This window comes from Streptomyces sp. NPDC051136, assembly GCF_044455745.1.
Classification (GTDB): Bacteria; Actinomycetota; Actinomycetes; order Streptomycetales; family Streptomycetaceae; genus Streptomyces.
Genome location: NZ_JBITFE010000007.1, coordinates 312,893 through 339,193 on the forward strand (window position 1 = coordinate 312,893; position 26,301 = coordinate 339,193).

The 26,301-nt window shown below is 72.1% G+C and carries 21 protein-coding genes, 1 tRNA gene and 1 pseudogene; 11 read left to right on the forward strand and 12 right to left on the reverse strand.

Going from position 1 to position 26,301, the window contains the following annotated elements:
* Positions 1 to 168: 168 nt before the first annotated feature.
* The 4 genes and pseudogenes from ACIBCJ_RS21980 to ACIBCJ_RS21995 form a co-directional block, all read right to left on the reverse strand.
* Complete coding sequence (locus tag ACIBCJ_RS21980; RefSeq protein ID WP_365980711.1) at positions 169 to 450, reverse strand: SCO3870 family protein; 282 nt, start codon at positions 448 to 450, stop codon at positions 169 to 171.
* 5 nt (positions 451 to 455) lie between these two features.
* Positions 456 to 1,286 carry an alpha/beta hydrolase gene (locus tag ACIBCJ_RS21985; protein ID WP_362097544.1) on the reverse strand — a complete coding sequence of 277 codons (831 nt, stop codon included), beginning with the start codon at positions 1,284 to 1,286 and terminating at the stop codon, positions 456 to 458.
* Positions 1,287 to 1,657: 371 nt separating this feature from the next.
* The gene (locus ACIBCJ_RS21990; RefSeq protein WP_399283072.1) at positions 1,658 to 2,374 is read right to left on the reverse strand and encodes a transporter substrate-binding domain-containing protein; all 717 of its coding nucleotides are present in this window, start codon (positions 2,372 to 2,374) and stop codon (positions 1,658 to 1,660) included.
* Between the two features lie 66 nt (positions 2,375 to 2,440).
* Positions 2,441 to 2,836, reverse strand: a pseudogene (locus tag ACIBCJ_RS21995) (Imm10 family immunity protein); the annotation flags it as partial.
* Between the two features lie 151 nt (positions 2,837 to 2,987).
* On the opposite strand from ACIBCJ_RS21995, the gene ACIBCJ_RS22000 reads away from it, so the two are divergent.
* Positions 2,988 to 4,085, forward strand: a complete 1,098-nt coding sequence (locus ACIBCJ_RS22000; protein ID WP_362097547.1) for a hypothetical protein — start codon at positions 2,988 to 2,990, stop codon at positions 4,083 to 4,085.
* 285 nt (positions 4,086 to 4,370) lie between these two features.
* The gene (locus ACIBCJ_RS22005; RefSeq protein WP_362097549.1) at positions 4,371 to 5,546 is read left to right on the forward strand and encodes a glutathione-independent formaldehyde dehydrogenase; all 1,176 of its coding nucleotides are present in this window, start codon (positions 4,371 to 4,373) and stop codon (positions 5,544 to 5,546) included.
* 424 nt (positions 5,547 to 5,970) lie between these two features.
* On the opposite strand, the gene ACIBCJ_RS22010 is transcribed toward ACIBCJ_RS22005, so the two are convergent.
* The 3 genes from ACIBCJ_RS22010 to ACIBCJ_RS22020 all read right to left on the reverse strand — a co-directional run bounded on the left by ACIBCJ_RS22010 (position 5,971) and on the right by ACIBCJ_RS22020 (position 9,259).
* Positions 5,971 to 6,046 (reverse strand) — tRNA-Arg (locus ACIBCJ_RS22010).
* Between the two features lie 61 nt (positions 6,047 to 6,107).
* Positions 6,108 to 7,841, reverse strand: a complete 1,734-nt coding sequence (locus ACIBCJ_RS22015) for an IclR family transcriptional regulator C-terminal domain-containing protein (RefSeq protein ID WP_365980710.1) — start codon at positions 7,839 to 7,841, stop codon at positions 6,108 to 6,110.
* Positions 7,842 to 7,960: 119 nt separating this feature from the next.
* Positions 7,961 to 9,259 (reverse strand): M6 family metalloprotease domain-containing protein, encoded by a 1,299-nt coding sequence (locus ACIBCJ_RS22020; protein WP_365980708.1) that lies wholly within the window; start codon positions 9,257 to 9,259, stop codon positions 7,961 to 7,963.
* Positions 9,260 to 9,630: 371 nt separating this feature from the next.
* Here ACIBCJ_RS22020 and ACIBCJ_RS22025 point away from each other — a divergent pair, with 371 nt between their 5' ends.
* Together ACIBCJ_RS22025 and ACIBCJ_RS22030 are read left to right on the forward strand one after the other, a co-directional pair.
* On the forward strand, positions 9,631 to 10,284 hold the full coding sequence (locus ACIBCJ_RS22025) for a TetR/AcrR family transcriptional regulator (protein ID WP_208298414.1): 654 nt from the start codon (positions 9,631 to 9,633) through the stop codon (positions 10,282 to 10,284).
* Between the two features lie 232 nt (positions 10,285 to 10,516).
* On the forward strand, positions 10,517 to 12,061 hold the full coding sequence (locus ACIBCJ_RS22030; protein WP_362097558.1) for an MFS transporter: 1,545 nt from the start codon (positions 10,517 to 10,519) through the stop codon (positions 12,059 to 12,061).
* A gap of 110 nt (positions 12,062 to 12,171) precedes the next feature.
* On the opposite strand, the gene ACIBCJ_RS22035 is transcribed toward ACIBCJ_RS22030, so the two are convergent.
* Positions 12,172 to 12,663: a MarR family winged helix-turn-helix transcriptional regulator gene (locus tag ACIBCJ_RS22035; RefSeq protein ID WP_133889066.1), complete on the reverse strand. Its 492-nt coding sequence runs from the start codon at positions 12,661 to 12,663 to the stop codon at positions 12,172 to 12,174.
* Between the two features lie 124 nt (positions 12,664 to 12,787).
* On the opposite strand from ACIBCJ_RS22035, the gene ACIBCJ_RS22040 reads away from it, so the two are divergent.
* On the forward strand, positions 12,788 to 13,549 hold the full coding sequence (locus ACIBCJ_RS22040; protein ID WP_362502557.1) for a class III extradiol ring-cleavage dioxygenase: 762 nt from the start codon (positions 12,788 to 12,790) through the stop codon (positions 13,547 to 13,549).
* 41 nt (positions 13,550 to 13,590) lie between these two features.
* Here the strand turns inward: ACIBCJ_RS22040 and ACIBCJ_RS22045 are convergent, their stop codons facing one another.
* Positions 13,591 to 14,109: an N-acetyltransferase family protein gene (locus ACIBCJ_RS22045; protein WP_365980707.1), complete on the reverse strand. Its 519-nt coding sequence runs from the start codon at positions 14,107 to 14,109 to the stop codon at positions 13,591 to 13,593.
* A 205-nt stretch (positions 14,110 to 14,314) separates the two neighbouring features.
* Here ACIBCJ_RS22045 and ACIBCJ_RS22050 point away from each other — a divergent pair, with 205 nt between their 5' ends.
* Together ACIBCJ_RS22050 and ACIBCJ_RS22055 are read left to right on the forward strand one after the other, a co-directional pair.
* Positions 14,315 to 15,313: a sigma-70 family RNA polymerase sigma factor gene (locus ACIBCJ_RS22050; RefSeq protein WP_362097565.1), complete on the forward strand. Its 999-nt coding sequence runs from the start codon at positions 14,315 to 14,317 to the stop codon at positions 15,311 to 15,313.
* A gap of 611 nt (positions 15,314 to 15,924) precedes the next feature.
* Positions 15,925 to 16,704: a TetR family transcriptional regulator gene (locus ACIBCJ_RS22055; protein ID WP_365980706.1), complete on the forward strand. Its 780-nt coding sequence runs from the start codon at positions 15,925 to 15,927 to the stop codon at positions 16,702 to 16,704.
* A 29-nt stretch (positions 16,705 to 16,733) separates the two neighbouring features.
* Here ACIBCJ_RS22055 and ACIBCJ_RS22060 read toward each other — a convergent pair whose 3' ends face one another.
* Complete coding sequence (locus tag ACIBCJ_RS22060) at positions 16,734 to 17,705, reverse strand: YafY family protein (protein ID WP_362502536.1); 972 nt, start codon at positions 17,703 to 17,705, stop codon at positions 16,734 to 16,736.
* Between the two features lie 200 nt (positions 17,706 to 17,905).
* Here ACIBCJ_RS22060 and ACIBCJ_RS22065 point away from each other — a divergent pair, with 200 nt between their 5' ends.
* From ACIBCJ_RS22065 to ACIBCJ_RS22080, 4 genes are all read left to right on the forward strand, one after another.
* Positions 17,906 to 19,339: an MFS transporter gene (locus tag ACIBCJ_RS22065; protein ID WP_399283074.1), complete on the forward strand. Its 1,434-nt coding sequence runs from the start codon at positions 17,906 to 17,908 to the stop codon at positions 19,337 to 19,339.
* Positions 19,340 to 19,836: 497 nt separating this feature from the next.
* Positions 19,837 to 20,598, forward strand: a complete 762-nt coding sequence (locus tag ACIBCJ_RS22070; protein ID WP_365980704.1) for a DeoR/GlpR family DNA-binding transcription regulator — start codon at positions 19,837 to 19,839, stop codon at positions 20,596 to 20,598.
* On the forward strand, positions 20,595 to 21,542 hold the full coding sequence (gene pfkB, locus ACIBCJ_RS22075; RefSeq protein WP_362506448.1) for a 1-phosphofructokinase: 948 nt from the start codon (positions 20,595 to 20,597) through the stop codon (positions 21,540 to 21,542). Before ACIBCJ_RS22070 ends, pfkB begins: the two co-directional genes overlap by 4 nt.
* A 295-nt stretch (positions 21,543 to 21,837) precedes the next feature.
* Complete coding sequence (locus ACIBCJ_RS22080) at positions 21,838 to 24,033, forward strand: fructose-specific PTS transporter subunit EIIC (protein WP_365980703.1); 2,196 nt, start codon at positions 21,838 to 21,840, stop codon at positions 24,031 to 24,033.
* 33 nt (positions 24,034 to 24,066) lie between these two features.
* On the opposite strand, the gene ACIBCJ_RS22085 is transcribed toward ACIBCJ_RS22080, so the two are convergent.
* Positions 24,067 to 24,816, reverse strand: coding sequence for a DUF6227 family protein (locus ACIBCJ_RS22085; protein ID WP_362097585.1), 750 nt, complete (start codon positions 24,814 to 24,816; stop codon positions 24,067 to 24,069).
* A gap of 177 nt (positions 24,817 to 24,993) precedes the next feature.
* The gene (locus tag ACIBCJ_RS22090; RefSeq protein ID WP_362097589.1) at positions 24,994 to 26,226 is read right to left on the reverse strand and encodes an Ig-like domain-containing protein; all 1,233 of its coding nucleotides are present in this window, start codon (positions 26,224 to 26,226) and stop codon (positions 24,994 to 24,996) included.
* Positions 26,227 to 26,301 lie beyond the last annotated feature (75 nt).

Sequence of the window (26,301 nt, forward strand, 5' to 3'; positions counted from 1 at the left end):
GGCCGACGCACCCCGCCCGGCGCCGCTCACCGCGCCGTCGGAGCCGACCACCGCTCGGGGCGGGTCCCGGGCCACCTCCCGCACGACGCACGAAGACCCTCCCGCCGCTCGGACGGAAGGGCCTCCCGGATGCTCCGCCGTGCCCACTCCCGCGGCACGGCCGGCAGGTCAGTTCGCGTTCGTCCGGCCGTCGCGAACCCACGTGACCGTGGTCAGGATCGCCGTGACGAACATCAGGACACTGAAGGTGCCCACCGACTCGACGTACTGCTCGTAGCCGTCCGCGCGCAACTGAAGCGTCAGAGCGCCGAGCGCGGTCCCCAACGTGGCGGTAGCGGCGGCCATGGCGACGAACGGGCCCTTGGTCATCGGTGTTTCCCCCAAGCCGAGAGACAACTGGTCGCCGTCGAGGCTACATCCGTCGTGATCGCCGGCGTCCAGCCGGACCACCGGGGTCAGGAACGGATGAACGCGAGGATGTCCGGGTTGAGGACCTCCGGGTGCGTCGACAGCATCCCGTGCGGATAGCCCTCGTAGGACTTGAGGGTCCCGTTCTTCAGGAGCTTGACCGTCAGAGGCGCCGAGTCGTCGTACGGGACGACCTGGTCGTCGGTTCCGTGCGCGACGAGCACGGGCACCTCGATCTGCCGCAGGTCCTCGGTGAAGTCGGTCTCGGAGAACGCCGCGATGCACTCGTAGTGCGCGTTCGCGGCGCCCATCATGCCCTGGCGCCACCAGTTGTCGATCAGGCCCTGCGACACCTCGGCTCCGGGACGGTTGAAGCCGTAGAACGGCCCCGAGGGAATGTCGATGAACGACTGAGCCCGATTCTCGGCGACACCCGCACGGAAGCCGTCGAAGACCTCCCTCGGCAGGCCGCCCGGGTTGGCCTCCGTCTTCAGCATCAGCGGAGGAACGGCGCCCACCAGGACCGCCTTCGAGACGCGGCCGGGCTTGGCGCGGGCCACGTAGCGGGTGACCTCGCCGCCGCCGGTGGAGTGGCCGATGTGCACGGCGCCCCGCAGGTCGAGCGCGTCGGTCAGGGCGGTCACGTCCGCGGCGTAGGTGTCCATGTCGTGGCCGGTCGCGGTCTGGGTGGAGCGTCCGTGGCCCCGCCGGTCATGGGCGATGACCCGGTAGCCCTGCGCCAGGAAGAACAACATCTGGTTGTCCCAGTCGTCGGCGCTCAGCGGCCACCCGTGGTGGAAGACGATCGGCTCCCCCTCCCGCGGACCCCAGTCCTTGTAGAAGATCGTGGTGCCGTCGTCGGTGGTGACTGTACCCATCGGTGACTCTCCGCTCGTCCGGGCGCACCCCAGCCACAGCCACGGAGGAATCGGTAGGGGGTACGCGGGATCTGCACGCCAGCAGGCGCGGTCCAGATGCACGGCCCACGTTACGCCCCGCCCCCGCGAGCCACATCCGCAGCTTGCCGCCGCCCGCCAAGCCTCGGTCGGACGGAAGCTGCGACCGTCAACGCGGACGGCTTCGAGACCCGCGATCACGGCCGCCGAGGCGCCTGCTCAACCGACGGCGACCGGTCCGACCGCCCGTCCTTGCGCTTCTCCATGGAGTCCCACGACCCTTGTTCCCCGCTCCGTTCCGCTCCCTCGGGCACGTAGGGGCCACAGAGGTGCTGTCGACGTCCAGGCCCGTGTCACACCGCGATGGGGGCAGTCAGCGTCGGGTCCTGGCCGGAGCGGCGCAGTGCCCTGGCGACGAATCCGGACGTCACCAGCTCGGTCACGAGGCCGCTGAGGAACTGAGTGGTCTCCGGACGCCGCTCCCTCGTGGTACCCATGGCCTGCCGGATCGTCATGAACGCGGGCTCCAGCAGCCGCAGTTCCGGCCTCTGGGAAACATGCGCGGTCAGCGGCTGGCGGATGCCGGCCGCCACGTCCAGGCCCTCGGCGCGGAAGACGTCGATCCCCTCGTCGCCGCGCACCACGGTGGCATGACGCAGGGTGCGGCTCAGGTAGAGGTCGTACGCGGACCCCTTCTTGACGCCGATGCGCACCCCGGCCCGGTCCACGTCATGTGCAGAGACGAACGCCGAGTCCACCGGTGCCGCGTACACCCCTTCGATGTGCACGTACGGCGTGCTGAACGCGACCTCCTTCTCACGGTCCGGGTCCACTGCCAGGAAACACAGGTCGGCGTGGCCCTCGGTCATCGCGGCGTACGACTTCCGGGCCGCATCGAAGCAGATGAACTCCACCGGCAGAGCCAGACGCGCGGCCACCTCACGGGCAAGCTCGACGGCGACCCCGGAGGGCTCGTCGGGGGTGCCCTGAGCAAGGACCGGATTGCCCAGGTTGATGGAGACCCGCAACACCCCGGAGGGGGCCAGGTCGTGCGCAAGCTCTGCGTCCATGGCTGTTGCCTGCTCCTTCGAGGTCAAAGCCTCGGGACCATTGCTGCGGGACAGCCCGATCAGGCCGGGGCGGGCAACTGGGCGTCCGTACTCCAGGATGCGCGGCAGCACGTCACGCATGCGTGCCAGGTCCGCCGCAGGCGCGCGAAGCACCGCCTCGACGACGGGGTCGGTCAACCCGAGGGCGGTCAACGAGGCAGGATCCAGGCTCACCCGCAGCACATCGCCGCTCAGCTCGACTTCGCGGACGCAGCCGTAGGCGGTGCCCTGGCCGGGTGTGACAAGGCAATGGGTGTCCATGCCCAGGGACACTTCCTGTGCGTCGGGCTCGCCGAAGTCGCACATGAACAATAGGGAGAACGCTTCCGCGTCGTCCGACTCGGCCAGGCCCGCCATCATGCAGTCGTCTTCGTCAGGGTCGTCGAGCCCGCAAGCAACCCGTGCCGTGAATCTGTACGTCATGCATGAGTTCTAGCACTGGTGTCCGACAGTCGTGATCACGTGCGATGTGGGCCGGCGGGGCATACGGTGCGGGCCGGAGTGCGCCGACGCATGCGCGGAGGCATTCTGAGGTCACCTGTGGTCGCGGGCGACCGACAAGAAGGGTCCAGTCATGCGGGTGGTACTCCTGGCGGATCCGGATGCGCCGACGGAGATCGCTCGGCGTGTGGCGCGGAGACTTCCTGATCGGCTCGCCGAGAAGTCGGGCCGGGGGAGACGGTTCGACGTCGAGGTGGTCAGTGAGCCGTTCACCTCGGCGACGGAGGACCCGCCCACCTTGATGCGCCGGATGAGGGACCGGGGGCGTGCGGAGAACTGGGACATCGTCGTGGGCCTCACCGATCTCCCGCTGCACTCGCATGGGCGCAAGCTCGTGGTCGATCTGAGTCACGAAGACGGACTGGCGCTGCTGTCCCTTCCCTCGCTGGGGGGCCTGCGGCTGCAGAAGAGGGCCCGGCGAGCCGTGGAGGAAGCCGTACTCAGCTTGGCGGATGCGTGCGCCAGGGAGGGTGAGGAAGACGGATCGAGCCGGCTGTCGCTGGGGCCCTCCGTCGGCCGTCACGCGCCTGTCCGATCAGACCCGGTCGATGAGGAGGAATCCGTCGACCTGAGGTACGTCACCAGTGGGCCGCGCGGATACCTCAGGGTTCTGGTCGGCATGGTTCGCGCCAACCGGCCGTGGCGCTTGGTGCCGGGCCTGTCGAAGGCCCTGGCAGCCGCACTCGCCACGGGAGCCATCGCTACGGTGAACTCCACCGTCTGGAGTCTCGCCACGTCTCTGAGCACGCCACGCCTCGTGATCGCCACGGTCGGCTCTCTCGCGCTCATGATCGGCTGGCTGATCGTGGACGCGCACCTGTGGCACCGAACGGCGGAGGAGTCCCCGGAGGCGAGGAAGCAGGCAGCCCTCTACAACATCTCGACCGTCGTGACGGTGGGCATCGGGGTGGTCATCTGCTACGTGGGCCTGCTGGTCATCAACTTCGTGTGGGCGTTGTTCATCCTCAACGACAGGGTGTTCACCTCCTTCACTCGAAACCCGCTGGACGCCACGGCGTACTGGACGCTGTCCTGGTTCGTCGCTTCGATCGCCACGGTGGGCGGCGCCCTCGGATCGGGCTTGGAGACCGACGAGGCGATCCGGGCAGCCGCCTACTCCAAGCGCGAGCAGGAGCGTCGCCGCATGCTGCAGGGCGATCAGGACCACTAGCAAGACGCGTCTACAGGGCAACGACAGAGTCCGGAGAATTGCGCCGATCGGGCGGTGCGTGGCTGTTATGCGTGGAGGTCCACGGGGACCCGGACAGCATGCCGCCGGAACACCGGAGTTCGCCCGGCTGGACGGCGGCACCACCGTTCCCCCTTGATCCGGGTGAACGGCCCGCAGAGGCGTGCCGGAGTCGAGTCCCCCTCGCAGCGACTCACGGGAGTCAGGCTCTACGCCGTCTCGACCCGTCAGTGCCGTGCTCGAGCAGCGGCACCGAAGGAAGTCATCATGAAAGCAGCGGTATACGAAGGTCCCCGAACGGTCGCGGTGAAGGACGTACCGGACGCGAAGATCGAGCATCCCTGCGACATCATCGTCAAGATCACCGCGACCAACATCTGCGGTTCCGACCTGCACATGTACGAGGGCCGCACCTCGTTCGAGTCCGGCCGCACGCTGGGACACGAGAACATGGGCCAGGTCGTGGAGGTCGGCCCGGCCGTGAGCAAGGTGAAGGTCGGCGAGTACGTGGTCCTGCCCTTCAACATCGCCTGCGGCTTCTGCAAGCAGTGCGAGCGAGGGCTGACCAACTACTGCCTGACCATGCAGCCGGAACCCGCCCTCGCCGGAGCCGCCTTCGGTTTCGCCGACATGGGCCCCTACCAGGGTGGCCAGGCAGAACTGCTGCGTGTGCCCTACGGGGACTTCAACGCGCTGCGCCTGGGCGAGGACGCCGCCGAGCGGCAGAGCGACTACGTGATGCTCGCCGACATCTTCCCCACCGGTTACCACGCCACCGAGATGGCCCACGTCAAACCCGGCGACCAGACGATCGTCTTCGGGGCCGGGCCCGTCGGGCTGATGGCGGCCTACTCCGCCGTGCTCAAGGGCGCCGGCCGCGTCTGGGTGGCCGACCACCAGCCCGACCGGCTGCGCAAGGCGGAGGAGATCGGGGCCATCCCGATCAACACCGCCGAGCAGGACCCGGCGGAGGTCGTCAAGGAGGCAACGCTCGGTCTGGGCGCCGACAACGGGTGTGAGTGCGTCGGGTACCAGGCACATGACCCCGAGGGCCACGAGGACGCCAGCCTCACGCTCAACAACCTGATCGACTCGGTCAGGTTCACGGGAGACATCGGTGTGGTGGGCGTGTACCTGCCTCAGGACCCTGGCGGCGAAGAGGCCCAAGGCGAGCTGGAGGCACAGGGCAAGGTGCCCATCGACTTCGGCATGATGTGGTTCAAGGGCCAGCACATGGGGACCGGACAGGCGCCGGTGAAGAGGTACAACCGGGCACTGCGGGACCTGATCGCCGGCGAGAAGGCGACGCCGAGCTTCATCGTCTCCCACGAGCTCGGCCTGGACGAGGCCCCCACCGCCTATGAGCACTTCGACGCCCGTGACGAGGGCTGGACGAAGGTGGTGCTGCATCCCGACGGCCACAGCAACGGCCACAAGCAGTAGGGGCCCCGGGGGACTGCCCTCCGCTCTCCACCCCGGACCGGTCCGACCGACTCGTGGCGAGCGGTCCGGGGCGGGGTCGGCCCCGGCATCAGGTGACGTCGCCCTCCGCTTCAGCGTCGACGGTCCGAGCGCCCACCTCGGCGCCCCCAGCAGCCTCGCCTGCTCGCTCTTCAGGAGTCCGACTACGTCTTCACCACCCGTACCGGCCGCCAGGCCGTGCAGCGGAACGGGCACCGCCACGCTCCTCACAGCGGCCGTCGTCGCGCCTCGCGTGATGAGGGAGATCCTCGGGCACGCGCAGGGCAGCAGCACCATCGCCCTGATCGTGAGTGACCGCCCTGTTGCTGTCAGACGTGGATGTCATAAGACGTGGATGTCACAAGGGGGCCACCTCCGGAAATCCGGAGGTGGCCCCCTTCTGAACTGGTGCCCCCGGCAGGATTCGAACCTGCGACACCCGCTTTAGGAGAGCGGTGCTCTATCCCCTGAGCTACGAAGGCGGGGCCGCCGCTGTGGGCGGTGGTGCCAACAGGTTAGCTGATCGAAGGGCCGGGGTGGGGGTCACGTCGGGGGGACGTGGACGAAGTGGCCCGCTACGCGGAGGTCGGCCTCGACGGCGGTCGCCGTTCGGGTCAGTTCGGGGAGGATCTCCGTCTCGCAGGCCCCGGTCGTGCGGCGGGCGGCGTGCAGGGCCACGTTGAGCGCCGCCACCACCCGGCCCGTGCGGTCGCGCACCGGGACCGCGATGGCGCGCAGGCCGGCCTCCAGTTCCTCGTCGACCAGGGCGTAGCCCCGTGCGCGGACCTCGGGAAGGGCCAGCAGGACGCGGCCCAGGGCCGTCGCGTGGGCCGGGAGGCGGGCGCCGACGGTCACGCGGGCGCTCAGGACGCGGGGCGCGGACGCCCGGGCCGTGTACTGGATCTCCCCGCCCGAGTCGGACAGGACGGCGAGGGACGTCGACTCGTGGACGCGGTCGGCGAGGGCGTTCAGGTGGGGCTGGGCGATCTCGGGGAGGGAGGTGCGGGACAGGGGCGGGAAGCCGAGGGAGAGGACCCGGGGGGTGAGGGCGAAGGTGCCGTCGGGGGCGGGGGACACCAGGCCCGCGTGCGTGAGGGTGATCAGGGCCCTGCGTGCGGTGGCCCGGGCCAGGCCCGTCGCCCCGGCGACCTGGGTCAGGGTCAGCGCGGAGCGGCCCGCGCCGAAGGCGGTCAGTACGGTCAGGCCGCGGGCGAGGGACTCCACGAACTCCCGGCCCAGTTTCTGTTTCGACGCGCCCGTCCAGGTGGCCAGGCCCGCGCGGGGCGGTTCGGGGTGCGGGGGAGGGGCGGTGCGCAGGTCGTCCTCCATCGCGGCGACCGCCGTGCGCAGACGGGGGAGCAGGGCCGCCCGAAGGTCCGTCGCCGGGTGGCGGCTGGTGTGGCTCACCACGCTCGCCACGCAGGCCACGGCGCCGGTGCCGGGGTCCCGTACGGGAACCGAGAGTGCCACCAGGCCCGGTTCGATCAGCTGGTCGTCCAAGGCGTGGCCGTCGGCCGCCGCCCGCTCCGTACGGCGAACGAAGTCCTCGTCGGGGGTGGGGTGTTCGCGGGGCGGTACGGCGGGGAAGGTGCGGTCCGCCGGGTCCGCGGTCCGGCGCTCACGCCAGTGGTGCCAGTCGGCGTCCGTCCACCGCGTGGCGAAGAGGGGTCCTGGGGCGGTGCGTTCGGCGGGGAGCAGGTCGCCGATGCGGAAGCTGAGGGACATGGCGCGGCGCCGGGTGGCCTGGTGGATGAAGCGGATGCCGTCCCGGTCGCCGACCGCCAGCGACACCGACTCGTCCAGTTCGTCGGCCAGGGCGTCGGCGCGGGCGGAGAGGAGGGCGGGCAGGCGCAGGGCGGCCAGGTAGGCGTTGCCCAGTTCCATCAGGCGGGGGGCCAGGGTCACGTCGCGGCCGTCCAGGCGGACGTATCCCATGCGCGCGAGGGTCGAGGTGAGGCGGTCCACCGTGGAGCGGGCCAGGCCGGTGCTCTTCTCCAGGGCGCTGAGGCTGAGGGTGCCGCCGTCCGCGTCGGTCAGCCGGTGGAGTACGGCGATGCCCCGGAGGAGCGGGGTGACCGCCTCGGCCGGTGCCACCGCTTCCGGTGCGGTGCCCGTGGCCGAAAGGCTGGTGCCGGTGCCGGTGCCGGTGCCGGTGCCGGTGCCGGTGCCGGTGCCGGTGCCCGCGCCCGTGCCCGGCGCGGTGTCCGTGTCCGGTGCGGCGGCGGCCCGGTCGTGGGGCCCGTCGGGGGCGGCGACGTGAGGGGTGTGGGCGGGCATCGACTCTCCGGTACGGCGATCACGGCAGGGCGCCGGCGCCTACGGTAGCCCCGCCCGGCCTCGCTTCGGGACGTCGGTGCGACGCGTCCCGCCGGCCCACCGTCCGGGACCCGGGCGGCCTACTTCCGTGTCACCCGTATCCGCATGTCTCCCCCCGCCTCCTTCTCCGACACCTTGATCGTGACGCCCTTGCGCGGGTCCTGGAAGGTCTCGCCCTCGGTGAAGGTGGCGTCCGAGAGTTCGGCGTGGACGTTGGGGCTGCGGGTGCAGCCGCCGCTGTCGCGCTGGGAGTCGTAGATGCGGACCGGGCCCATTCCGGTGTCGACGTCCGCGTCGACCTTGTAGATCAGTACGCCGGGCCGGCACACCGTCTCGTCGTTGCCCGCGCGGGTGCGCAGTTCGACCGCGTAGCCGGAGGTGCCGCTCAGCGGGAGGACGACCAGCTTGTCGCCGCCCTTGCGGGCCAGCGGGGTCAGTGTGTACTCGGTCGTCCCGGGCGCGGACGCGCAGTGCACCTGGCTGCGGTCGAGCCAGCCCAGCTTCCACTTGTGCCAGCCGAGGAGGTCGTTGTTGGCGCCCCAGTCCTCGCTCATGATGTCCCAGTGGCCCACGGCTCCGCCGCCCTCCTGGGTGTAGAGGTCCGGCAGGCCGAAGACGTGGCCGTTCTCGTGCGGGAGGACCCGGTAGCCGGTCGTGTCGTAGGAGCCGGAGCCGTCGTCCTGGCGGGAGTAGACGAAGGAGGCGTTGGCCACCGGGACGCCGTCGGCGACCGGGGCCTCCTGGTTCCCGGCGAAGGTCACGGACAGCACCGTGTCCAGGGCGGAGGGGCCCGCGTTCGGGGTGACCAGGACGTTCAGGAGGTCGTACGAGCGGAAATTCACCTTCGGGTCGGCCGCGGCGACCAGGTCCTGGACCAGTTCGCGGTAGCCGGGTTCGAAGGGGGCGCCGCGCTCTATGCCGTACTCCGCGAACGACTTGGGCATCCGCAGCCAGTCCCGGATCGGGGCCTCGGGGCGGTAGTCGAGGCGGCCGTAGCTGCTGGTGCCGAACCACTGCCGGGTCTTCGGGAAGAACTCCGCGTACCGGTCGAGCGCCTTGCCCTCGCCGGGGGCGTCGGAGAAGTCGACCATCAGGTTGAGGGCGCGGACGGTGCCGGTCGAGCGGGCGTAGCCGGTGGAGGTCGGCACGCCCTCGGACATCTGGATCTCCGCGCCCCCACTGATCATGCAGGGGCCGTGTGCGGAGGAGCGGGAGAGGGCGGCGGGGCCGGGGCCCGCCATCGAGGTGCCGGGCGCGAGCCGGCCGGTGCCGGCCGAGGTGCTGAGCGCGAGGGTCAGTACGGCGACGGTGCCGGCTGCGGCCAGCCGGCGCGGGCGTATGCGGCGGTTCGGCGGCTGCACCTGCCCGTGCGGCTGCATGCGGACCTCCCCGTGCCACGGCAGCCGCCCGACACCGACTGCGCCCTTGGGCTCACCCTGTGCCGCGGGGTGGGTGGGCGCGCGCTGGAGCGGCCGATCGTGGGTTTCTCGCCGGTAGCCGCCGGGCGGGGCAGGGGTCCGCAGCCGGTGTGACCCACGTCACTGGAATGTTTTCCGGGAGCGGGAAATAACCGGGGATCGATTCCCCGTTTAGACCTGTGTCCGAGCGAAACGGGGATTCCTTCCCCGGATCGCGAACCAGGTGGCCGACAGGGGCCGACGGTGGCCGTCGAAGGCCGTCAACGGCCAGGACGGCCATCAGCAGTCACATCCGTCACCGTCACATCCGTCACCGACACCGAGGAGTCGCCGTGCAGACCGCGATGCCTGATCAGCGCAAGGTGGCCCGGCCCCGTGCCGATGCTCTGCGCAATCGGGAGCGGATCGTCACCGCCGCCCGCGAGATGTTCGTCGAGCACGGCCCGGACGTGCCGCTCGACGACGTCGCCCGCCGGGCCGGCGTCGGCAACGCCACGGTGTACCGCAACTTCCCCGACCGCGACGCCCTCGTCCGCGAGGTCGTCTGCTCGGTCATGGACCGTACGGCACGGGCGGCCGAGCTGGCGCTCGCGGAGACCGGCGACGCGTTCGGGGCGCTGGAGCGCTTCGTGCACGTCTCCGCCGACGAGCGGATCAGCGCCCTGTGCCCCATGGTGTCCAGCACCTTCGACCAGCACCACCCCGACCTGGAGGCGTCACGCGAACGGGTCGAGCGGCTGGTCGCCGAGGTCATGGACCGGGCCAAGGCGGCCGGTCAGCTCCGCGACGACGTGGACGTGGGTGATCTGATGATCGCCGCGGCCCAGCTCAGCCGGCCCCCGGCCGGAACGGGATGCGTCAACGCCGACCGGTTCGTCCACCGTCATCTTCAGCTGTTCCTGGACGGGCTGCGGGCTCCGGCCCGCTCCGTCCTCCCGGGTGCGGCCGTCACTCTGGAGGATCTGCGCCGGCCCTGCGACCAGTAGTTCCGCCACGTCCATCAGATCCGCGCCTTCCAGCGGATCCACCCGGATCCACCGGATCCGCCGTTTCCACCGGATCCACCCGATCCACCGGATCCGCCGGCTTCACCACCGGATCCGCCACCGATGCCACGCTCCCGGCTCCACCGTCGCTGCCGGTAACGGGCAGTCGGTGCGGCCTCAGTCGTCCCTTTTCTCGTCTTTTTCCGTCACGAAGTCCGAAGTGGGTATCCCCATGTCTCAATCAGCCGTCAAGGCCTCCGGCGTCACCGACGCCCCGGACGCCGGACGCTGGAAAGCGCTCGTCTTCATCGCGCTCGCCCAGCTGATGGTCGTCCTCGACTCCACCATCGTGAACATCGCCCTGCCCTCCGCCCAGCAGGACCTCGGGATCTCCGACGGCAACCGGCAGTGGGTCGTCACGGCCTACGCCCTCGCCTTCGGCGGTCTGCTGCTGTTCGGTGGCCGGATAGCCGACAAGTGGGGCCGCAAGCGCACCTTCGTCACCGGCCTGGCCGGCTTCGCCGCGGCCTCCGCGCTCGGCGGCGCGGCCACCAACGAGGCGATGATGTTCGGCTCCCGCGCCCTCCAGGGCGTCTTCGGTGCCCTGCTCGCGCCCGCCGCGCTCTCCCTGCTCGCCGTGATGTTCACGGACGCCAAGGAGCGGGCCAAGGCGTTCGGCATCTACGGTGCCATCGCGGGCGGCGGCGCCGCCGTGGGTCTGATCCTCGGCGGTTTCCTCACCGAGTACCTGAACTGGCGCTGGACCTTCTTCGTCAACGTCCCGTTCGCGGCCGTCGCCGCGGCCGGCGCCTACCTCGTCATCCGCGAGCCGAAGGGCGGACGCAACCGCGCGCCGCTCGACATCCCCGGCGTGATCCTGTCCACCCTCGGTCTGGTCGCGCTCGTCTACGGCTTCACCCGCGCCGAGTCCGAGGGCTGGAGCGACGCGGTGACGGTCGGCATGTTCGTCGGTTCCGCCGTGCTCCTGCTGGCCTTCGTGCTGGTCGAGTCGAAGGTGAAGACCCCGCTGCTGCCGCTGCGCGTGATCACCGAGCGCAACCGGGGCGGCATCTACCTCTCGCTGGGCCTGGCGATCATCGCGATGTTCGGCCTGTTCCTCTTCCTGACCTACTACCTCCAGGTCGTGAAGGGCTACACGCCGGTGAAGACCGGCTTCGCCTTCCTGCCGATGGTCGTCGGCATGATCACGGGTTCCACCCAGATCGGCACCCGTCTGATGACCCGGGTCCCGCCCCGGCTGCTGATGGGCCCCGGCTTCCTGGTCGCCGCCGTCGGCATGCTGCTGCTGACCCAGCTGGAGGTCGACACCTCCTACGCCGGTGTGCTGCTGCCCGGCATGCTGCTGCTCGGCCTCGGCATGGGTACGGCGTTCATGCCGGCGATGTCCATGGCCACCATGGGCGTGGAGCCGCGGGACGCCGGTGTGGCCTCCGCGATGGTCAACACCTCGCAGCAGGTGGGCGGCGCGATCGGTACGGCGCTGCTGAACACGATCGCCGCCTCCGCCACCACCTCGTACATCACCGACCACATCGGGAGCGCGACCTCGCGCTCGCAGCAGCAGCTGGTCCAGGTGCAGGGTCAGGTGCAGGGCTACACCAGCGCGATCTGGTTCGCCGTCGGCATCCTGGTCGTGGCGGCCGCGATCGCCCTGACCTTCGTCAACGCCGGACGGCCGGGCGGCAGCACCGTCGCCGGGTCCGGTGCGGGCGACGCGGTCGAGGACGAGCTGCCGGTGCCGGTCGTCGCCCACTGACGACGCCTGACCCGGTACCCGCTCGGACCTCGGGCCCCTGTTCCACCCGTGCGCACGGGGAGGGGACGCCCCGTCCGCACGGTTCCCCCGGACCTGCCCCGGCCGCGCGCTCAGCGCAGCCAGGGCAGGTCCGCACCCGCTTCGCTCGGCTGAAGTCCCTCGGCGACGATCGTCATGATCTCGCCGAGGGACTTCTGCTGTTCCGGGGTGAGCCGGTCGAAGACGGCCTGGCGCACGGCGTTCACGTGGCCCGGCGCGGTCCGGCGCAGCACGTCGTACCCCTCGTCCGTGAGGATGGCGAACTGGCCGCGCTTGTCGGAGGGGCAGTCCTCGCGGCGGACCCAGCCGTTCTTCTCCAGGCGGGCGACCGCGTGCGAGAGCCGGGAGCGGGTGATCTTCGCGTACTTGGCCAGCTCCGTCATCCGCAGCCGCCGACGCGGCGACTCGGCCAGCTTGACCAGCAGGCCGTAGTAGACGTGCGGCATGCCCGCGTCGCGCTGGAGCTGCCGGTCGAGGTGGTCCTCGAGGAGGGTGGCGGCCTCGATGTAGGAGCGCCAGACGAGCTGCTCCTCGGCGGTGAGCCAACGGGGATCGTCGTTCATGCCCCCACTGTACGAAACGACTTCTTGAACATTAAACAAAAGGGGCGTAGATTTGCCGGGAAGAAAGATTGAGAGTTCAAGTATTGGAGTGGTAGTCATGGCCACCGCCGCCCCGCAGGAGCGCATGCCCGCCCTCTACCTCAGCCACGGCGCCCCGCCGCTCGCCGACGACCCCGTCTGGCCCGGTGAACTGGCCGCCTGGGCCGCCGCCCTGCCGCGCCCCCGGGCGATCCTCGTCGTCTCCGCCCACTGGGAGGAGGCCCCGCTCGCCCTCGGTGCCACCAGGACCGTCCCCCTGGAGTACGACTTCTGGGGCTTCCCGGAGCACTACTACCAGGTGCGTTACGAGGCCCCCGGTGCCCCCGCGCTCGCCGAGTCCGTACGGAAGCTGCTGCGCGCCCCCGGTACGCCCGTGCAGGACGTCCCCGACCGCGGCCTCGACCACGGCGCATACGTGCCGCTGGTCGAGATGTACCCCGGCGCCGACGTCCCGGTCCTCCAGGTCTCCATGCCGACCCTCGACCCGGCGCGGCTCATGGAGATCGGCCGCAGGCTCGCGCCGCTGCGGGACGAGGGCGTGCTGATCATCGGCTCCGGCTTCTTCACCCACAACCTCGCCGCGCTCCGCCAGGGCGGCATCCCCTCCTGGTCGGCCGAGTTCGACGACTGGGGCCGGCGCGCACTGGAGGGCGGGGACGTGGACGGGCTGCTCGACTTCGCCCGCAAGTCCCCTGCGGGACGGCTCGCCCACCCGCGCACCGAGCACTTCGCCCCCCTGTTCGTGACCATGGGCGCGGCGGACGCGGCGGGTGAGCTGGACCTGCGGCGGTCGGTGATCGACGGGTTCTGGATGGGCCTGGCCAAGCGCTCGGTGCAGTTCGGCTGACCGTCGCCGGGCCGCCGCAGCCTCCGCGGCCCGACCGCCGGCTACAGGGGCTTCTCGTACCAGGCCACGTCCCAGTACTGCCCGAACTTGCGGCCCACCTCCCCGTACGTCCCCACGTGCCGGAAGCCGAAGCGGGCGTGCAGGCGTTCCGACGCCGGGTTGGGCTGCGCGATGCCCGCGTAGGCCCGGTGCACGTCCTCGGCGGCCAGGGCGTCGAAGAGGGACGTGTAGAGCAGCGAGCCGATCCCGCGGCCGCCAGCGTCCGGGGCGACGTAGACGGTGGTCTCCACCGAGGTCCGGTAGGCGGACTTCGCGCGGTAGGGGCTCGAGGTGGCGTACCCCAGGATCTCCTGTGAGTGCGCGTCCGTCGCAACCCTGAGGCGGTACGGGCCGTCTTCAGGGTGGGAGAGCAGCCAGGGGCGGCGCTCTTCCGGAGTGAACGGCTCGGTGTCGAACGTGATGGGCGTCTCACGTACGTAGTGGTTGTAGAGGTCGGTGAGGGCCTTCAGATCGTCCTCGATCCCCGGCCTGACCTGGATCTCCGCGCTCTCCGACGGCATCGCCCCTCCTCGTGTGGCGGCACAGGGTACTGCATGATCAGAAAAATCGAGGGGCGGGTTGGGAATTCTGTCCGGATTCCAGTCGTTGTTTCCATCGGATGCAGGGCACCCGAGGAGAGTCCCCGGCAGGGACGGAGACAACACCACACGGAGCCCGACCGTCCACAGGACCCACCCGCTGAACCACCATCGCAAGGGAGCACGCATGGCAACCCGTGCCGTCGCCCGTCGTAAGTCCGCCACCGGCGAGACCTCCGGCGCGGCAACCAGCGTCCGCGCCAACGGCGGAGAGCTCGCCGACCGCGATCTGGTCGGCATGTACCTCGACGAGATCGCCCGGACCCCGCTGCTCGACGCCGCCAAGGAGGTCGAGCTGTCCCAGACCATCGAGGCCGGTGTGTTCGCGCGGCAGGTCCTCGAAGGCTACGAGGAGACCGGGGCGGACGCCACCCGGGAGGAGCTCCAGGCCCTGATCGACGAGAGCGAGCGGGCCAAGGACGTCTTCATCCGCTCCAACCTCCGGCTGGTCGTCGCGGTCGCCCGCCGCTACCCGCGCAGCGGTCTGCCGCTCCTCGACCTGATCCAGGAGGGCAACGCCGGCCTGGTGCGCGCGGTCGAGAAGTTCGACTACCGCAAGGGCTTCAAGTTCTCGACGTACGCGACCTGGTGGATCCGTCAGGCCATCACCCGTTCCATCGCCGACCAGTCGCGCACCATCCGGCTGCCCGTCCACCTGGTGGAGGAGCTGGGCCGGATCCGGCGCGTGCAGCGCGAGTTCAACCGGGAGCACGGCCGCGAGCCGGAGCCCGCCGAGATCGCGGCCGAGCTGGGCTCGACGCCGGAGCGCGTCACCGACGTGCTCGACTGGGCCCGCGACCCGGTCTCGCTGAACATGTCGGTGGACGACGAGGGTGAGACCCAGTTCGGCGACCTGCTGGAGGACACCTCCGCCGTGTCGCCCGAGCAGTCGGTGCTGACGCTGCTGCGCAGTGAGGAGCTGGACGACCTCATCGGCCGCCTCGACCCGCGCACGGCCTCCATCATCAAGATGCGGTACGGCATCGACGACGGCCGCGAGCGCACGCTGACCGAGGTCGGCAAGGAGCACGGCCTCACGCGCGAGCGCATCCGCCAGATCGAGAAGCACGCGCTGCTGGAGCTGAAGAAGCTGGCCCGCGACACCGGCTTCGAGGCGGCGGCGTAACGCCACCGGTCACCACGAGCGCGACGGCGGGTCGGTCCCAGGGACCGGCCCGCCGCGGCGTCTGTCGGAGGGGTGTGTGCTCCCGTCCGCGGCGGGCCCGCTGCCGGACGGTCGGCCGTCGTGCGGAGGGCGGTGGCGCGGAGGACGGTGGCGCAGCTGCTCGCCTCGCTTCCTGCGCCGACCGGGCGGACCGGGCGGGTAGGACCGGCCGGTCGCGTGACGCCGGGGGCGGGACGTGGCGGGTGGGGCGTGCGCCGGGTGCTGAACGCGGCGCGAACATGGCCGTACAACGCCGCTTCAACCCGTCGCGACCGGGAACAAGAACCCCGGGCCCGTCCGTCACGAGCCTCAGGGCCGGCCTCACGCGATGCCGCCCCACCACACCCGCAGACCATGTCCCGACGCACTCCCCCCGGCGCCGGGACTTCCCGAGCCGGGCTCGGTGCCCCTCCCCCCGGGCGCCGCAGCCCGGCTCCCTGCGCTGCGGAGCGTCGGCCGGCACGGGGTGGAGGCGGCGGGTGGAGGCGGCGGGGAGGCGGGGCACCCCGAACCTGAACCCCGGGGTGGCCCGCCGAATGGCAGATTCTGCCACAGCGGCATAGCCTGCCGAAGTGAGCACCACCGTCCCAGCATTTCCCGACCCCGGTCCGGGGCCGGTCTCCCTGACCGAGCGGCGCAAGGCCGAGACCCGGATGGAGATCGCCCGGGCGGCGGCCCGCCTCTTCGTCGGCCAGGGCCTGCGGGCCACCCGGGCCGAGGACATCGCACGGGCCGCCGGTGTCGCCCCGCGCACCTTCTACCGCTACTTCGCGGCCAAGGAGGAGGCGATCGCCCCGCTCTACGCCCTGGGCGCGGAGCGCTGGGTGCGCGCGGTGCGCGACGCCCCGGCCGCACTGACCCCGCCCGAGGCCCTGGAACACGCCGTGCGGCACGCGCTGACCCCGGGCGCCGGTGTCTCGGCGCCCTCCTGGGAGTGGGCCCGCACCCTCATCCGGCTGGCCGCGAGCAGTCCGGCGCTGCGCAAGGTGTGGGCGGAGGTCTGCCTCGCCACGGAACGGGGGCTGGTGGGGGCGCTGGCCGCGCGGATGTCCGGGGGCGACGACAACGTTGCCGCACGGCTGGCCGCCACGTCCCGGCTGCAGTTCGCGGCCGCCGTGGCGAGTGCGGCCGTGCGGGTGGCGGCGGAGTACTGGGCGTCGTCGTCCCCGCAGGAGACGCGCAGCCCGCTGGACCAGGCGCTGCTGAATCTGGAGGTACTGCGGGACTTCGCCTGGGAGGACGGCGCCGGGGAGCACGGCACCGTCGAGGACCGCATCGGGGAGGACGGCACCGGCGAGGACCGCACCGGCGAGGACCGCACCGGGGAGGACGGCACCGGGCAGGAGGGGTGACGACCGGATGCGGGCGGTGCGGCGGCCGGTCAGCCGGGCTCCGCCGCCCGTCCCAGCCGGGCGCCCAGCTCCCGTACGCACTCCACCAGCTCCGCCGGTTCGCGGACCCGGAACTCCATCCCGGTCGTCGCCAGCCGGACCGCGATCCACTCCACCGAACCGCTCACGGTCGCCCGCACCACGCACGACGGGGAGCCGTCCACCGGCTCCGGCGTGCCCATCCAGGGCGGCAGCAGGGGCGCGACGGCCTCGGCCGGCGCGTGGAAGACGACCGTGATCTCGTAGCTGTCGTTCCGGCGCTGCATCGAACGCCGTAGATATTCGGCCGCGTCCCCGGTCGGCAGCTCCCGCGGCGCGAAACGCGCCCCCGTGGCGAAGGGCCGGCTCACCCGGTCGACCCGGAAGGTCCGCCAGTCGTCCCGGTCGACGTCGTACGCGACCAGGTACCAGCGCCGCCCCGTCGACACCAGCCGGTACGGCTCCGTCACGCGCCGCGTCTCGGTGCCGTCCGCCGCGCGGTAGGCGAACCGCAGCCGCTCGTGCCCGGCCACCGTCGACGCCATCACGGTCAGCGTCTCCGGCGCGATGCTGGGACCGTCCCCGCTGGTCAGCGGCGTGGTCGCGGACTGGAGCGTGGCGACCCGGTGCCGCAGCCGGGACGGCAGCACCTGCTCCAGCTTGGCCAGCGCCCGCACCGACGCCTCGTCCAGACCGGCGACCGCGTGCCCGGCGCCCGCCCGCAGCCCGACCGCGATGGCCACCGCCTCCTCGTCGTCGAGGACGAGCGGCGGCATCGCCTTGCCCGCCACCAGCCGGTAGCCGCCGTCGGAGCCCATCGTGGCCTGGACCGGGTAGCCCAGCTCGCGCAGGCGGTCGATGTCCCGCCGGACCGTGCGCCGGGAGACCCCGAGCCGGTCGGCCAGCTCGCCGCCGGGCCATTCGCGGGGCGTCTGGAGGAGCGAGAGAAGCGTCAGCAGCCGGGCCGGGGTGTCCGTCGTCATGCGGTCGAGCATGCCGCATATCTAGGACACGATCAGACCTACTGGCCTCCTACCTTCCTCCCATGACCTCCACGCACACCTCCGGCCCGGCACCGGTTCCACCCGCCGTACCCGTCCCGCCCTCCGCGCCCTCCGCGCCCGCGACTCCCGCGACGCCCGCCGCGGGCGACCGGCGTCGCTGGTTCGCCCTCGCGATCGTGATGACCGCGGCGTTCATGGACCTGGTGGACGTCACCATCGTCAACATCGCCATCCCCTCGATCCGGGAGAACGAGGGCGCCTCCTTCAGCCAGATCCAGTGGATCACCGCCGGTTACGCCCTCGCCTTCGCGGCCGGCCTGATCACCGGGGGGCGGCTCGGCGACATCCACGGCCGCAAGCGGGTCTTCCTCGTCGGCATCGGCGGCTTCACCCTGGCCTCGGCGCTGTGCGGTGTCGCGGCGAACCCGGAGATGCTGGTGGCCTCCCGCATCCTCCAGGGCGGCATGGCGGCGCTGATGGTGCCGCAGGTGCTGTCGATCGTGCACGCCACCTTCCCGGCGCACGAACGGGGGAAGGTCTTCGGGCTGTTCGGCGCGATCGTCGGCCTCGGCGCCGTCTCCGGCCCGCTGCTGGGCGCCCTGCTCACCGAGTGGAACCTCTTCGGGCTCGAATGGCGGCCCATCTTCCTCATCAACCTGCCGGTCGGTGTCGCGGGCCTCGTCCTCGGCAGCCGCTTCATCACGGAGTCCAAGGCGCCGCGCGCGCTCCGCCTCGACCTGGTCGGGGTCGCGCTGGTCACGCTCGGGCTGCTGATGCTGGTCTACCCGCTCACCCGGGGCGAGGAGCTGGGCTGGCCGCTGTGGGGCCACCTGACGATGGCCGGCTCGCTCGTGGTCCTCGCGGTCCTGGTCGCCTACGAGCGGCGCAAGAGCGCGCGGGACGGGTCGCCGCTGGTGGAACTGTCGCTGTTCCAGGTGAAGAGCTTCGCCGCCGGGATCGCCGTGCAGACGGTCTTCGGGGTCGCGCTCGGCGTGTTCTTCCTGGTGTGGACGCTGTACCTGCAGGTGGGGCTCGGCTGGACGCCGCTGCGGGCCGGCCTGACCGGCGTGCCGTTCTCGATCGCCGTCTCCGCGGCCGCCGGGATCTCGGTGCAGAAGCTCGTCCCGCGCTTCGGACGCAAGGTGCTCCAGGCGGGCGCGCTGGTGATGGCGGCCGGAGTGCTCCTCTACCTCTGGGAGGCCGGTCACTACGGGCTCGCCATCACGTCCTGGCAGATGGCGCTGCCGCTGGTGGTGATGGGCCTCGGCATGGGTCTGATCGTCGCGCCGCTGACCGACGCGGTGCTCTCCCAGGTGCCGCGCGAGCACGCCGGGGCGGCGTCGGGGCTCATCAACACCGTGCAGCAGATGGGCAACGCGCTCGGCCTCGGGCTCGTGTCGGTGGTCTTCTACGGTGCCATGAGCGATCACCTCACCCCCGCCCGCCTCGGCCCGGCCTACGTGGACGCCTTCCAGAACGCGCTGGGATGGGTGGCCGCGGTGCTGGCCGTCATCTTCCTGCTGATGTTCGCGCTGCCCAGGCGGCCGGCCCAGCACGTGGAAGGCAGCGGGGCGGACGACCCGGCGGAGGCGAGGGAACCGGCGCTGGTCTGAGACCGAAGCGGCGGGTGCCGTCCGGGACCGAAGCGGCGGGCGCCGTCCGGGACCGAAGCGGGCGGGGTCTTCCGTGAAGTGCAGGGGGCCTTCCGGGATTGAAGTGGGGGGGGGGGGGGGGGGGGGGGGGCCGGGGGCGCGGGGGGGGGCCCCCCCCCCCCCCCCCCCCCCCCCCCCCCCCGCCCCCGCGGCGGGGGGGGGGGGGGGGGCGGGGGGGGGGGGGGGGGGGGGCGGGGGGGGGCGGGCGGGGGGGGCGGGGGGGCGGAGGGCAGAAGCAGGGCGCCCCCCGCCCGCGCCCCCCCCCCCCCCCCCCCCCCCCCCCCCCCCCCCCCCCCCCCCCCCCCCCCCCCCCCCCCCCACTTCGTCCCCCGCCCCACTCTTGCCCGTTCATGTCCGAGTGAGTCTGAGTGCTTCCGGTTCCTGTTTACATTCCGGACAACCGGGCGTAGCCTCCCCGGGAAACCACAGGTTCGGGCACAGGTCGGAGGTGAACGGTCATGTACGCACCGGAGCGGCAGCAGGAGATCCTCCGGCTCGCCCGGGACGGCGGCCGCGTGGACGTGGTGTCGCTGGCCGAGGAGTTCCAGGTGACGGCGGAGACCATCCGCCGCGACCTCAAGGCCCTCGACCGCGCCGGTCTGCTCCGCCGGGTGCACGGCGGGGCGATCCCCGCCGGGCGGCTCGACTTCGAGCCGGACCTCGCCGAGCGCGAGTCCACGGCCGCGGACGAGAAGGACCGCATCGCCAAGGCCGCCCTCGCGGAGCTGCCGATCGAGGGCACGATGATCCTCGACGCCGGTTCCACCGTGGCCCGCATGGCCGCGGCGATCCCGCCGGACGCCTCGCTGACCGTCGTCACCCACAGCCTGCCCATCGCCGCCCGCCTCGCCGACCATCCCGGCGTCCAGCTCCACCTGGTCGGAGGGCGCGTGCGCAACCGCACCCGCGCCGCCGTGGACGCCTGGGCGCTGCGCGCGTACGGCGAGATCCGCGCCGACGTGGCCGTGGTCGCGGCCAACGGGTTCTCCGTGGAGCACGGCCTGACCACCCCCGACCTCGCCGAGGCCGCCGTCAAACGGGCCGCCCTGACCGCCGCCCGGCGTGTGGTGCTGCTGGCCGACTCCTCCAAGTACGCCCAGGAGCACTTCGCCCGCTTCGGCGCCCTGAGCGACGTGGACCTGCTCATCACCGACGACGGCCTGACCCCCGAGGACGCGGGCGACATCGAGCGCGCCGGCACGGAAGTAGTACGCGCATGATCCTGACCGTCACCCCGAATCCGTCGCTGGACCGCACCTACGAGGTGCCCTCCCTCGACCGCGGCGAGGTCGTCCGCGCCACCGGCGAGCGGGTCGATCCCGGCGGCAAGGGCGTGAACGTCTCGCGTGCGGTGACGGCCGCCGGACGGCGCACCGTCGCGGTGCTGCCGCTGGGCGGGGCGCCGGGCGCACTCGTCGCCGACCTGCTCGACGCGCAGGGCATCGAGGTCGCGCCGGTGCCGATCAGCGGGTCCACCCGTTCCAACATCGCGCTCGCCGAGGCCGACGGCGTCCTGACGAAGATCAACGCCCCCGGCCCCGAACTCTCCCCGGCCGAACGGGAGCTGCTCCTGGAGACCGTACGGCGCCAGTCGCCCGGCGCGGACTGGATCGCCTGCTGCGGCAGCCTGCCCCGCGGACTCGCCCCGTCCTGGTACGCCGACCTGGTCGCCCGGGCGCACGCCGCCGGTGCCCGCATCGCCCTGGACACCTCCGGGCCCGCCCTGCTGCGGGCGTTGCGCGAGCGGCCCGACGTGGTCAAGCCGAACGCCGAGGAGCTGTCCGAGGCCGTCGGCCGTCCGCTGGCCACGGTCGGTGACGCCGTGAAGGCCGCCGAGGAACTGCGGGAGCTGGGCGCCCGTTCCGTGCTCGCCAGCCTGGGCGCCGACGGACAACTCCTCGTGGACGACGCGGGCACCTGGTTCGGCACCGCCCGCGTGGACGCCGTACGCAGCAACGTCGGCGCCGGGGACTCCTCCCTCGCCGGCTTCCTCGTCGCCGGCGGGACCGGGCCCGCGGCCCTCGCCTCAGCCGTCGCGCACGGCGCCGCCGCCGTCCAGCTTCCCGGCAGCGTCATGCCGACGCCGTCCGACCTGGAACCGGCCGGCGTGACGGTCACGGCCGAGGTGCCGGTGGACCGCGTCCTGACGGAACCGGCGCCATGACGCCCCGCCCCGCCCGCGCCCACCTCCCCGGGGCCTTTCCCGGCCCCCGCCCCCGTGCCTCCGGTCCCCACCGCCGCACCCCCGTTTCCCACCGCTGTGCCTCCGGTCCCCACCGCCGCACCCCCGTTTCCCACCGCTGTGCCTCCGGTCCCCACCGCCGCACCCCCGTTTCCCACCGCTGTGCCTCCGGCTCCCACCGCCGCACCCCCGTTTCCCACCGCTGTGCCCCCGTCCCCCTCCCCGCCCCCGCCCCTCACCCCACGGTCCGGGCGATACGCGAGCTAAGGAGCCCGCGATGAGCGACATGATCACCGCGGACCTGGTCGACCTCGACCTGTCCGCCGACACCAAGGAAGAGGCGGCGCGTGCCCTCGCGCAGCGGATGGCGGCCCTGGGCCGGGTGACCGACCTGAAGGGCTTCCTCGCCGACGTGGCCGCCCGTGAGGCGCAGATGCCGACCGGCCTCGACGGTGGCATCGGCATCCCGCACTGCCGCAGCGAGCACGTCACCGAGCCGACCCTCGCCTTCGGGCGCAGTGCGGCCGGCGTCGACTTCGGGGCGGCGGACGGACCGGCTGACCTGATCTTCCTGATCGCCGCTCCGGCGGGCGCCGACGACGCCCACCTGACGATCCTCTCCTCGCTGGCCCGGCAGCTGATGAACGCCGAGTTCACCGCGGCGCTGCGCTCGGCGGACAGCACGGCCGCCGCCGCGGCACTGATCCGCGGGGAGGAGCCGGGCGGTGCCGGTGACGCCGGTGCCGACGAGGTGGGTTCGGAAGACGGCCAGGACTCCGTGGCGACCCCGGCGGCGGCCTCCGCCGGGGCCGCCACGGTCGACAGCGCCGCGACGCCCGCGACGCCCGCGACGCCCGCGACGCCGGGACCGGCCGGGGCACCCGGACCGGCCGAGGTGCCGGGACCGGCCGGGGCGTCCGAACCCACCGGGTCCGCGCGGCCGTTCCGGATCGTCGCCGTCACCTCCTGCCCCACCGGCATCGCGCACACCTACATGGCGGCCGAGTCGCTGGAGAACGCCGGCCGCGAGGAGGGTGTCGAGATCGTCGTCGAGACCCAGGGCTCGGCCGGATTCACCCGGCTCGACCCGGCGGTGATCGCGGCCGCGGACGGCGTGATCCTCGCCCACGACGTGGCCGTACGCGACCAGGACCGCTTCGCCGGGAAGCCCACCGTCGACACCGGCGTCAAGGCGGCCATCAACCGGCCCGGCGCGCTGATCGGCGAGGTCCGCGAGAAGGCGGCCCGCGGTGAGGTCACGGCGGCCGCCGGCGGCCGGGGCGGCGCGGACGGGACGACACCCGTCGAGCGCGGCGGGGAGTCCGGTGAGGGCTACGGCACCAAGCTGCGCAAGTGGCTGATGTCCGGCGTCAGTTACATGGTCCCCTTCGTCGCCGCGGGCGGTCTGCTGATCGCCCTCGGCTTCGCGATCGGCGGCTACGAGATCAACAAGGCGCCCGCCGTGACGGAGCACTTCGTGTGGACCCAGGCGGACAGCTGGGGCGCGCTGCTGTTCCAGATCGGCGGCGTGGCCTTCGCCTTCCTCGTCCCGGTGCTGGCCGGCTACATCGCCTACGGCATGGCCGACCGGCCGGGCCTGGTCCCCGGCTTCGTCGGCGGCTCGATCGCACTCACCGTCAACGCCGGTTTCCTCGGCGGCCTGGCGGCCGGTCTGATTTCCGGTGCGGTGGTGCTGGCGATCCAGCGCGTGCGGATACCGAAGGCGCTGCGCGGCATCATGCCGGTGGTGGTGATCCCGCTGATCTCGGCGGCGGTCGTCGGATTCCTGATGTTCGTGGTGATCGGCAAGCCCATCGCCTCGGCGCAGTCGGGGATGACCGACTGGCTGAGCGGGCTGTCCGGCACCAACGCGATCCTGCTCGGCGCGCTGCTCGGCCTGATGATGTGCTTCGACCTCGGCGGCCCGGTCAACAAGGTCGCCTACGCCTTCGCCACCGCCGGCATCGCCGTCGCCGACCCCAGCGACTCCGCGATGAAGATCATGGCGGCGGTGATGGCGGCCGGCATGGTCCCGCCGCTGGCGATGGCCCTGGCCACCACCGTGCGCGGCCGGCTCTTCAACGCCACCGAGCGCGAGAACGGCAAGGCCGCCTGGGTCCTGGGCGCCTCCTTCATCTCCGAGGGAGCCATCCCGTTCGCCGCGGCCGACCCGCTGCGCGTCATCCCGTCCTCGATGGTGGGCGGCGCGGTCACCGGCGCCCTGTCGATGTCCTTCGGCGCGACGCTGCGCGCCCCGCACGGCGGCATCTTCGTGGTCCCGCTGATCGGCAACCCGCTGCTCTACCTGGTCGCCGTCGCCGCCGGGGTGTGTGTCACCACGGCCCTGGTGATCGTCCTCAAGGGGCTGCGCAGGCCGGCGTCCGGAGCGACGGCCCCGGGGACGGACGCGGGAGCGGACCACCCGGGCCCGGCGCCGGAACCGAAGCCGGCCGTGGCCGCGCAAGGGACCTGACGGGAGCGGGGCGCGCCACGGGGGCACCCGCGCCTACGGGGTCACCCGCGCCGCGCGCCGCTCCATCGCCCGGCGGGCCGTGTCCTCGCTGTCGTACACCTCGCACATGTGCCGTCCGTCCGGCGTGGCCGTGTGCTCGACCTCCCACAGGGAGACCTCGGCGCCGTCACGCAGCAGGAACGCGTGCTCGTAGAGCGAGAAGCCGACCCGGGCGCGGCCCGCGCGGCCCGGACCGCCGAAGGCCTGGGTGATCCGGTGCCCGCACGCCGTCGACAACCGGGCGGCGAGGGCGGGCCCCGGCCGGTCCGTGTTCTCCGCGCGGCGCAGCAGCCGGCGGGCGTGGTCCGCGGAGGCCTCGGGAACGTAGGCGTGACGCGGGCTGGGGACCGGCGACAGCTGCACCTGCACCGGCAGCTCGAAGTCGGGAGTCTCGGGCGGCAGCCCGAGCCGGGAACCGGCCGCGCGCAACTCCTCCTCGTCCACGAAGACCTCGTGCCGGGGCTCGCTGCCCGGGGTGGTGTTGTGGACCAGCTCCCACAGCGTGAGGGCGGATCCGTCGGCGAGCAGCCAGGTGTGGCGGTAGGTCTCGCGGTGCAGCCCCGCGCTGTGGTGCGCGGAGTGCAGTGAACCGTCGTGCGCCAGCGCGCAGTCCAGCCGCCGCAGGATCTCGTCCGGCAGCTCGAAGGAGTTCAGGGCACGTCCGAGCAGCCGCATCAGGTGCTCCTCCGGAGACTCCGGCGACTCGGGTGGTTCGTACGCTGCCGTCTCGTACGGAACGCTCAAGGTTTCTCCCGGCGTTGCTGCATGTCACCTTGTGGGTGCATACCGTAGCCCCTCGGTCGGACATCATGTCCGGGAACCGAGAAAACGTACGCACGAAAAACGCGGGGGCCGCGCGAAATGTTCCCGCGCGTCCCGACGAACCGTCAAAATCCGCTGGTCAGAAGCCGTCCCGACCGGTCAGGTCGTTGTGCCCGCGTCTCCCGCGGTCCACTCGCTCCAGGGCATGTTCCAGCCGTTGAGGCCGTTGTCCGGCGCGATCGTGTCGTCCGGGGAGTTCTTGACGATCACCACGTCGCCGACGAGCGAGTTGTCGTAGAACCACTTGCCCGGGGTGTCGCCCTGCGCCCCCTGGGCGTCCGCCAGGCCGACGCAGCCGTGGCTGGTGCCCTGGGCGCCGAAGGGCGGGTTACCGCGGCTGTACCAGTAGTTGCCGTGGATGAAGGTGCCCGACTGGCTCAGCCGCATCGCGTGCGGCACGTCCGGGATGTCGTACTCGCCGCCGAAGCCGACCGTCGACCCGTTCATGCGCGTCTGCTCGGACTTCTCCGAGATCACCATCTGCCCGTTGTACGTCGGGTTCGAGGCGCTGCCCGCCGAGATGGGGACCGACTTGAGCGTCTCGCCGTCGCGTACCACCGTCATGGTCTGCGTGTTCACGTCGACCGTGGAGACCTGTGCGCGGCCCACGGTGAAGGTGACGGTCTTCTTCTGCACGCCGTAGAGGCCGTTAGCACCCTCCACCCCGTCCAGGTCGATCTTCATGGTGACCTTGGAACCGGCCTTCCAGTACTCCTCGGGCCGGAAGTCGAGCCGCTGCCCGCCGAACCAGTGCCCGACCACCTTCTGCCCGCTGCTGGAGGTGACCGTGATGTGCGACTGCACGCTCTTCCGGTCGGTGATCGCCTTGTCGAACGTGAACGACACCGGCATCCCCACCCCGACCGTGCTGCCGCCGTCCGGGGTGTACGTGCCGACGAAACTGTTTGCCGGCGAGACGGTCGTGAAGACCGAGTCGGCGGCGGCCGTGCGGCCGTCGGCGTCCTCGGCCCGCGCCGTGATCCGGTACTTGGTGCCCCGCTCCAACCGCTCCTTCGGCTTCCAGCTGCCTCCGTCGCCGGACACCGCGCCCGGCACGGCGGCACCCGTCTCCGCCACGGTCATCCGCACGTCGGTCAGCTTGCCGTCGCTGACCTTCACACCCGTCGAGTTGACCGAGGCGCCGGTCGACCCGTCCTTGGCCGAGATGACGAGCTTCGCGACCGAGGTGTCGGCGGACCCGGCACCGCCCTTGCCGTCCCGCTTGTCGTCGGCACTGGCGCTTCCACCGCAGGCGGTGAGAGTGAGGGCGCCGACCACCAGGGCGGCACAGGCCCCCAGTACGCGCCGCGTGGCTATGTCCGGCCTTGTCACGGGCTGCTCCAGGTTCGGGTGTTGTGACGGTGTTCGCTTCAGCCGGGTAGAGGGGGGGCGGCGGCCCCCGAGGTT

Excerpts from the sequence above, each read along its gene's own strand:
- ACIBCJ_RS21985 (WP_362097544.1), bottom strand. The coding sequence starts at position 1,286 with ATGGGTACAGTCACCACCGACGACGGCACCACGATCTTCTACAAGGAC.
- ACIBCJ_RS21990 (WP_399283072.1), bottom strand. The coding sequence starts at position 2,374 with ATGGACGCAGAGCTTGCGCACGACCTGGCCCCCTCCGGGGTGTTGCGG.
- ACIBCJ_RS22000 (WP_362097547.1), top strand. The coding sequence starts at position 2,988 with ATGCGGGTGGTACTCCTGGCGGATCCGGATGCGCCGACGGAGATCGCT.
- ACIBCJ_RS22005 (WP_362097549.1), top strand. The coding sequence starts at position 4,371 with ATGAAAGCAGCGGTATACGAAGGTCCCCGAACGGTCGCGGTGAAGGAC.
- ACIBCJ_RS22015 (WP_365980710.1), bottom strand. The coding sequence starts at position 7,841 with ATGCCCGCCCACACCCCTCACGTCGCCGCCCCCGACGGGCCCCACGAC.
- ACIBCJ_RS22020 (WP_365980708.1), bottom strand. The coding sequence starts at position 9,259 with ATGCAGCCGCACGGGCAGGTGCAGCCGCCGAACCGCCGCATACGCCCG.
- ACIBCJ_RS22030 (WP_362097558.1), top strand. The coding sequence starts at position 10,517 with ATGTCTCAATCAGCCGTCAAGGCCTCCGGCGTCACCGACGCCCCGGAC.
- ACIBCJ_RS22035 (WP_133889066.1), bottom strand. The coding sequence starts at position 12,663 with ATGAACGACGATCCCCGTTGGCTCACCGCCGAGGAGCAGCTCGTCTGG.
- ACIBCJ_RS22040 (WP_362502557.1), top strand. The coding sequence starts at position 12,788 with ATGCCCGCCCTCTACCTCAGCCACGGCGCCCCGCCGCTCGCCGACGAC.
- ACIBCJ_RS22045 (WP_365980707.1), bottom strand. The coding sequence starts at position 14,109 with ATGCCGTCGGAGAGCGCGGAGATCCAGGTCAGGCCGGGGATCGAGGAC.
- ACIBCJ_RS22050 (WP_362097565.1), top strand. The coding sequence starts at position 14,315 with ATGGCAACCCGTGCCGTCGCCCGTCGTAAGTCCGCCACCGGCGAGACC.
- ACIBCJ_RS22060 (WP_362502536.1), bottom strand. The coding sequence starts at position 17,705 with ATGACGACGGACACCCCGGCCCGGCTGCTGACGCTTCTCTCGCTCCTC.
- ACIBCJ_RS22065 (WP_399283074.1), top strand. The coding sequence starts at position 17,906 with ATGACCGCGGCGTTCATGGACCTGGTGGACGTCACCATCGTCAACATC.
- ACIBCJ_RS22070 (WP_365980704.1), top strand. The coding sequence starts at position 19,837 with ATGTACGCACCGGAGCGGCAGCAGGAGATCCTCCGGCTCGCCCGGGAC.
- pfkB (WP_362506448.1), top strand. The coding sequence starts at position 20,595 with ATGATCCTGACCGTCACCCCGAATCCGTCGCTGGACCGCACCTACGAG.
- ACIBCJ_RS22080 (WP_365980703.1), top strand. The coding sequence starts at position 21,838 with ATGAGCGACATGATCACCGCGGACCTGGTCGACCTCGACCTGTCCGCC.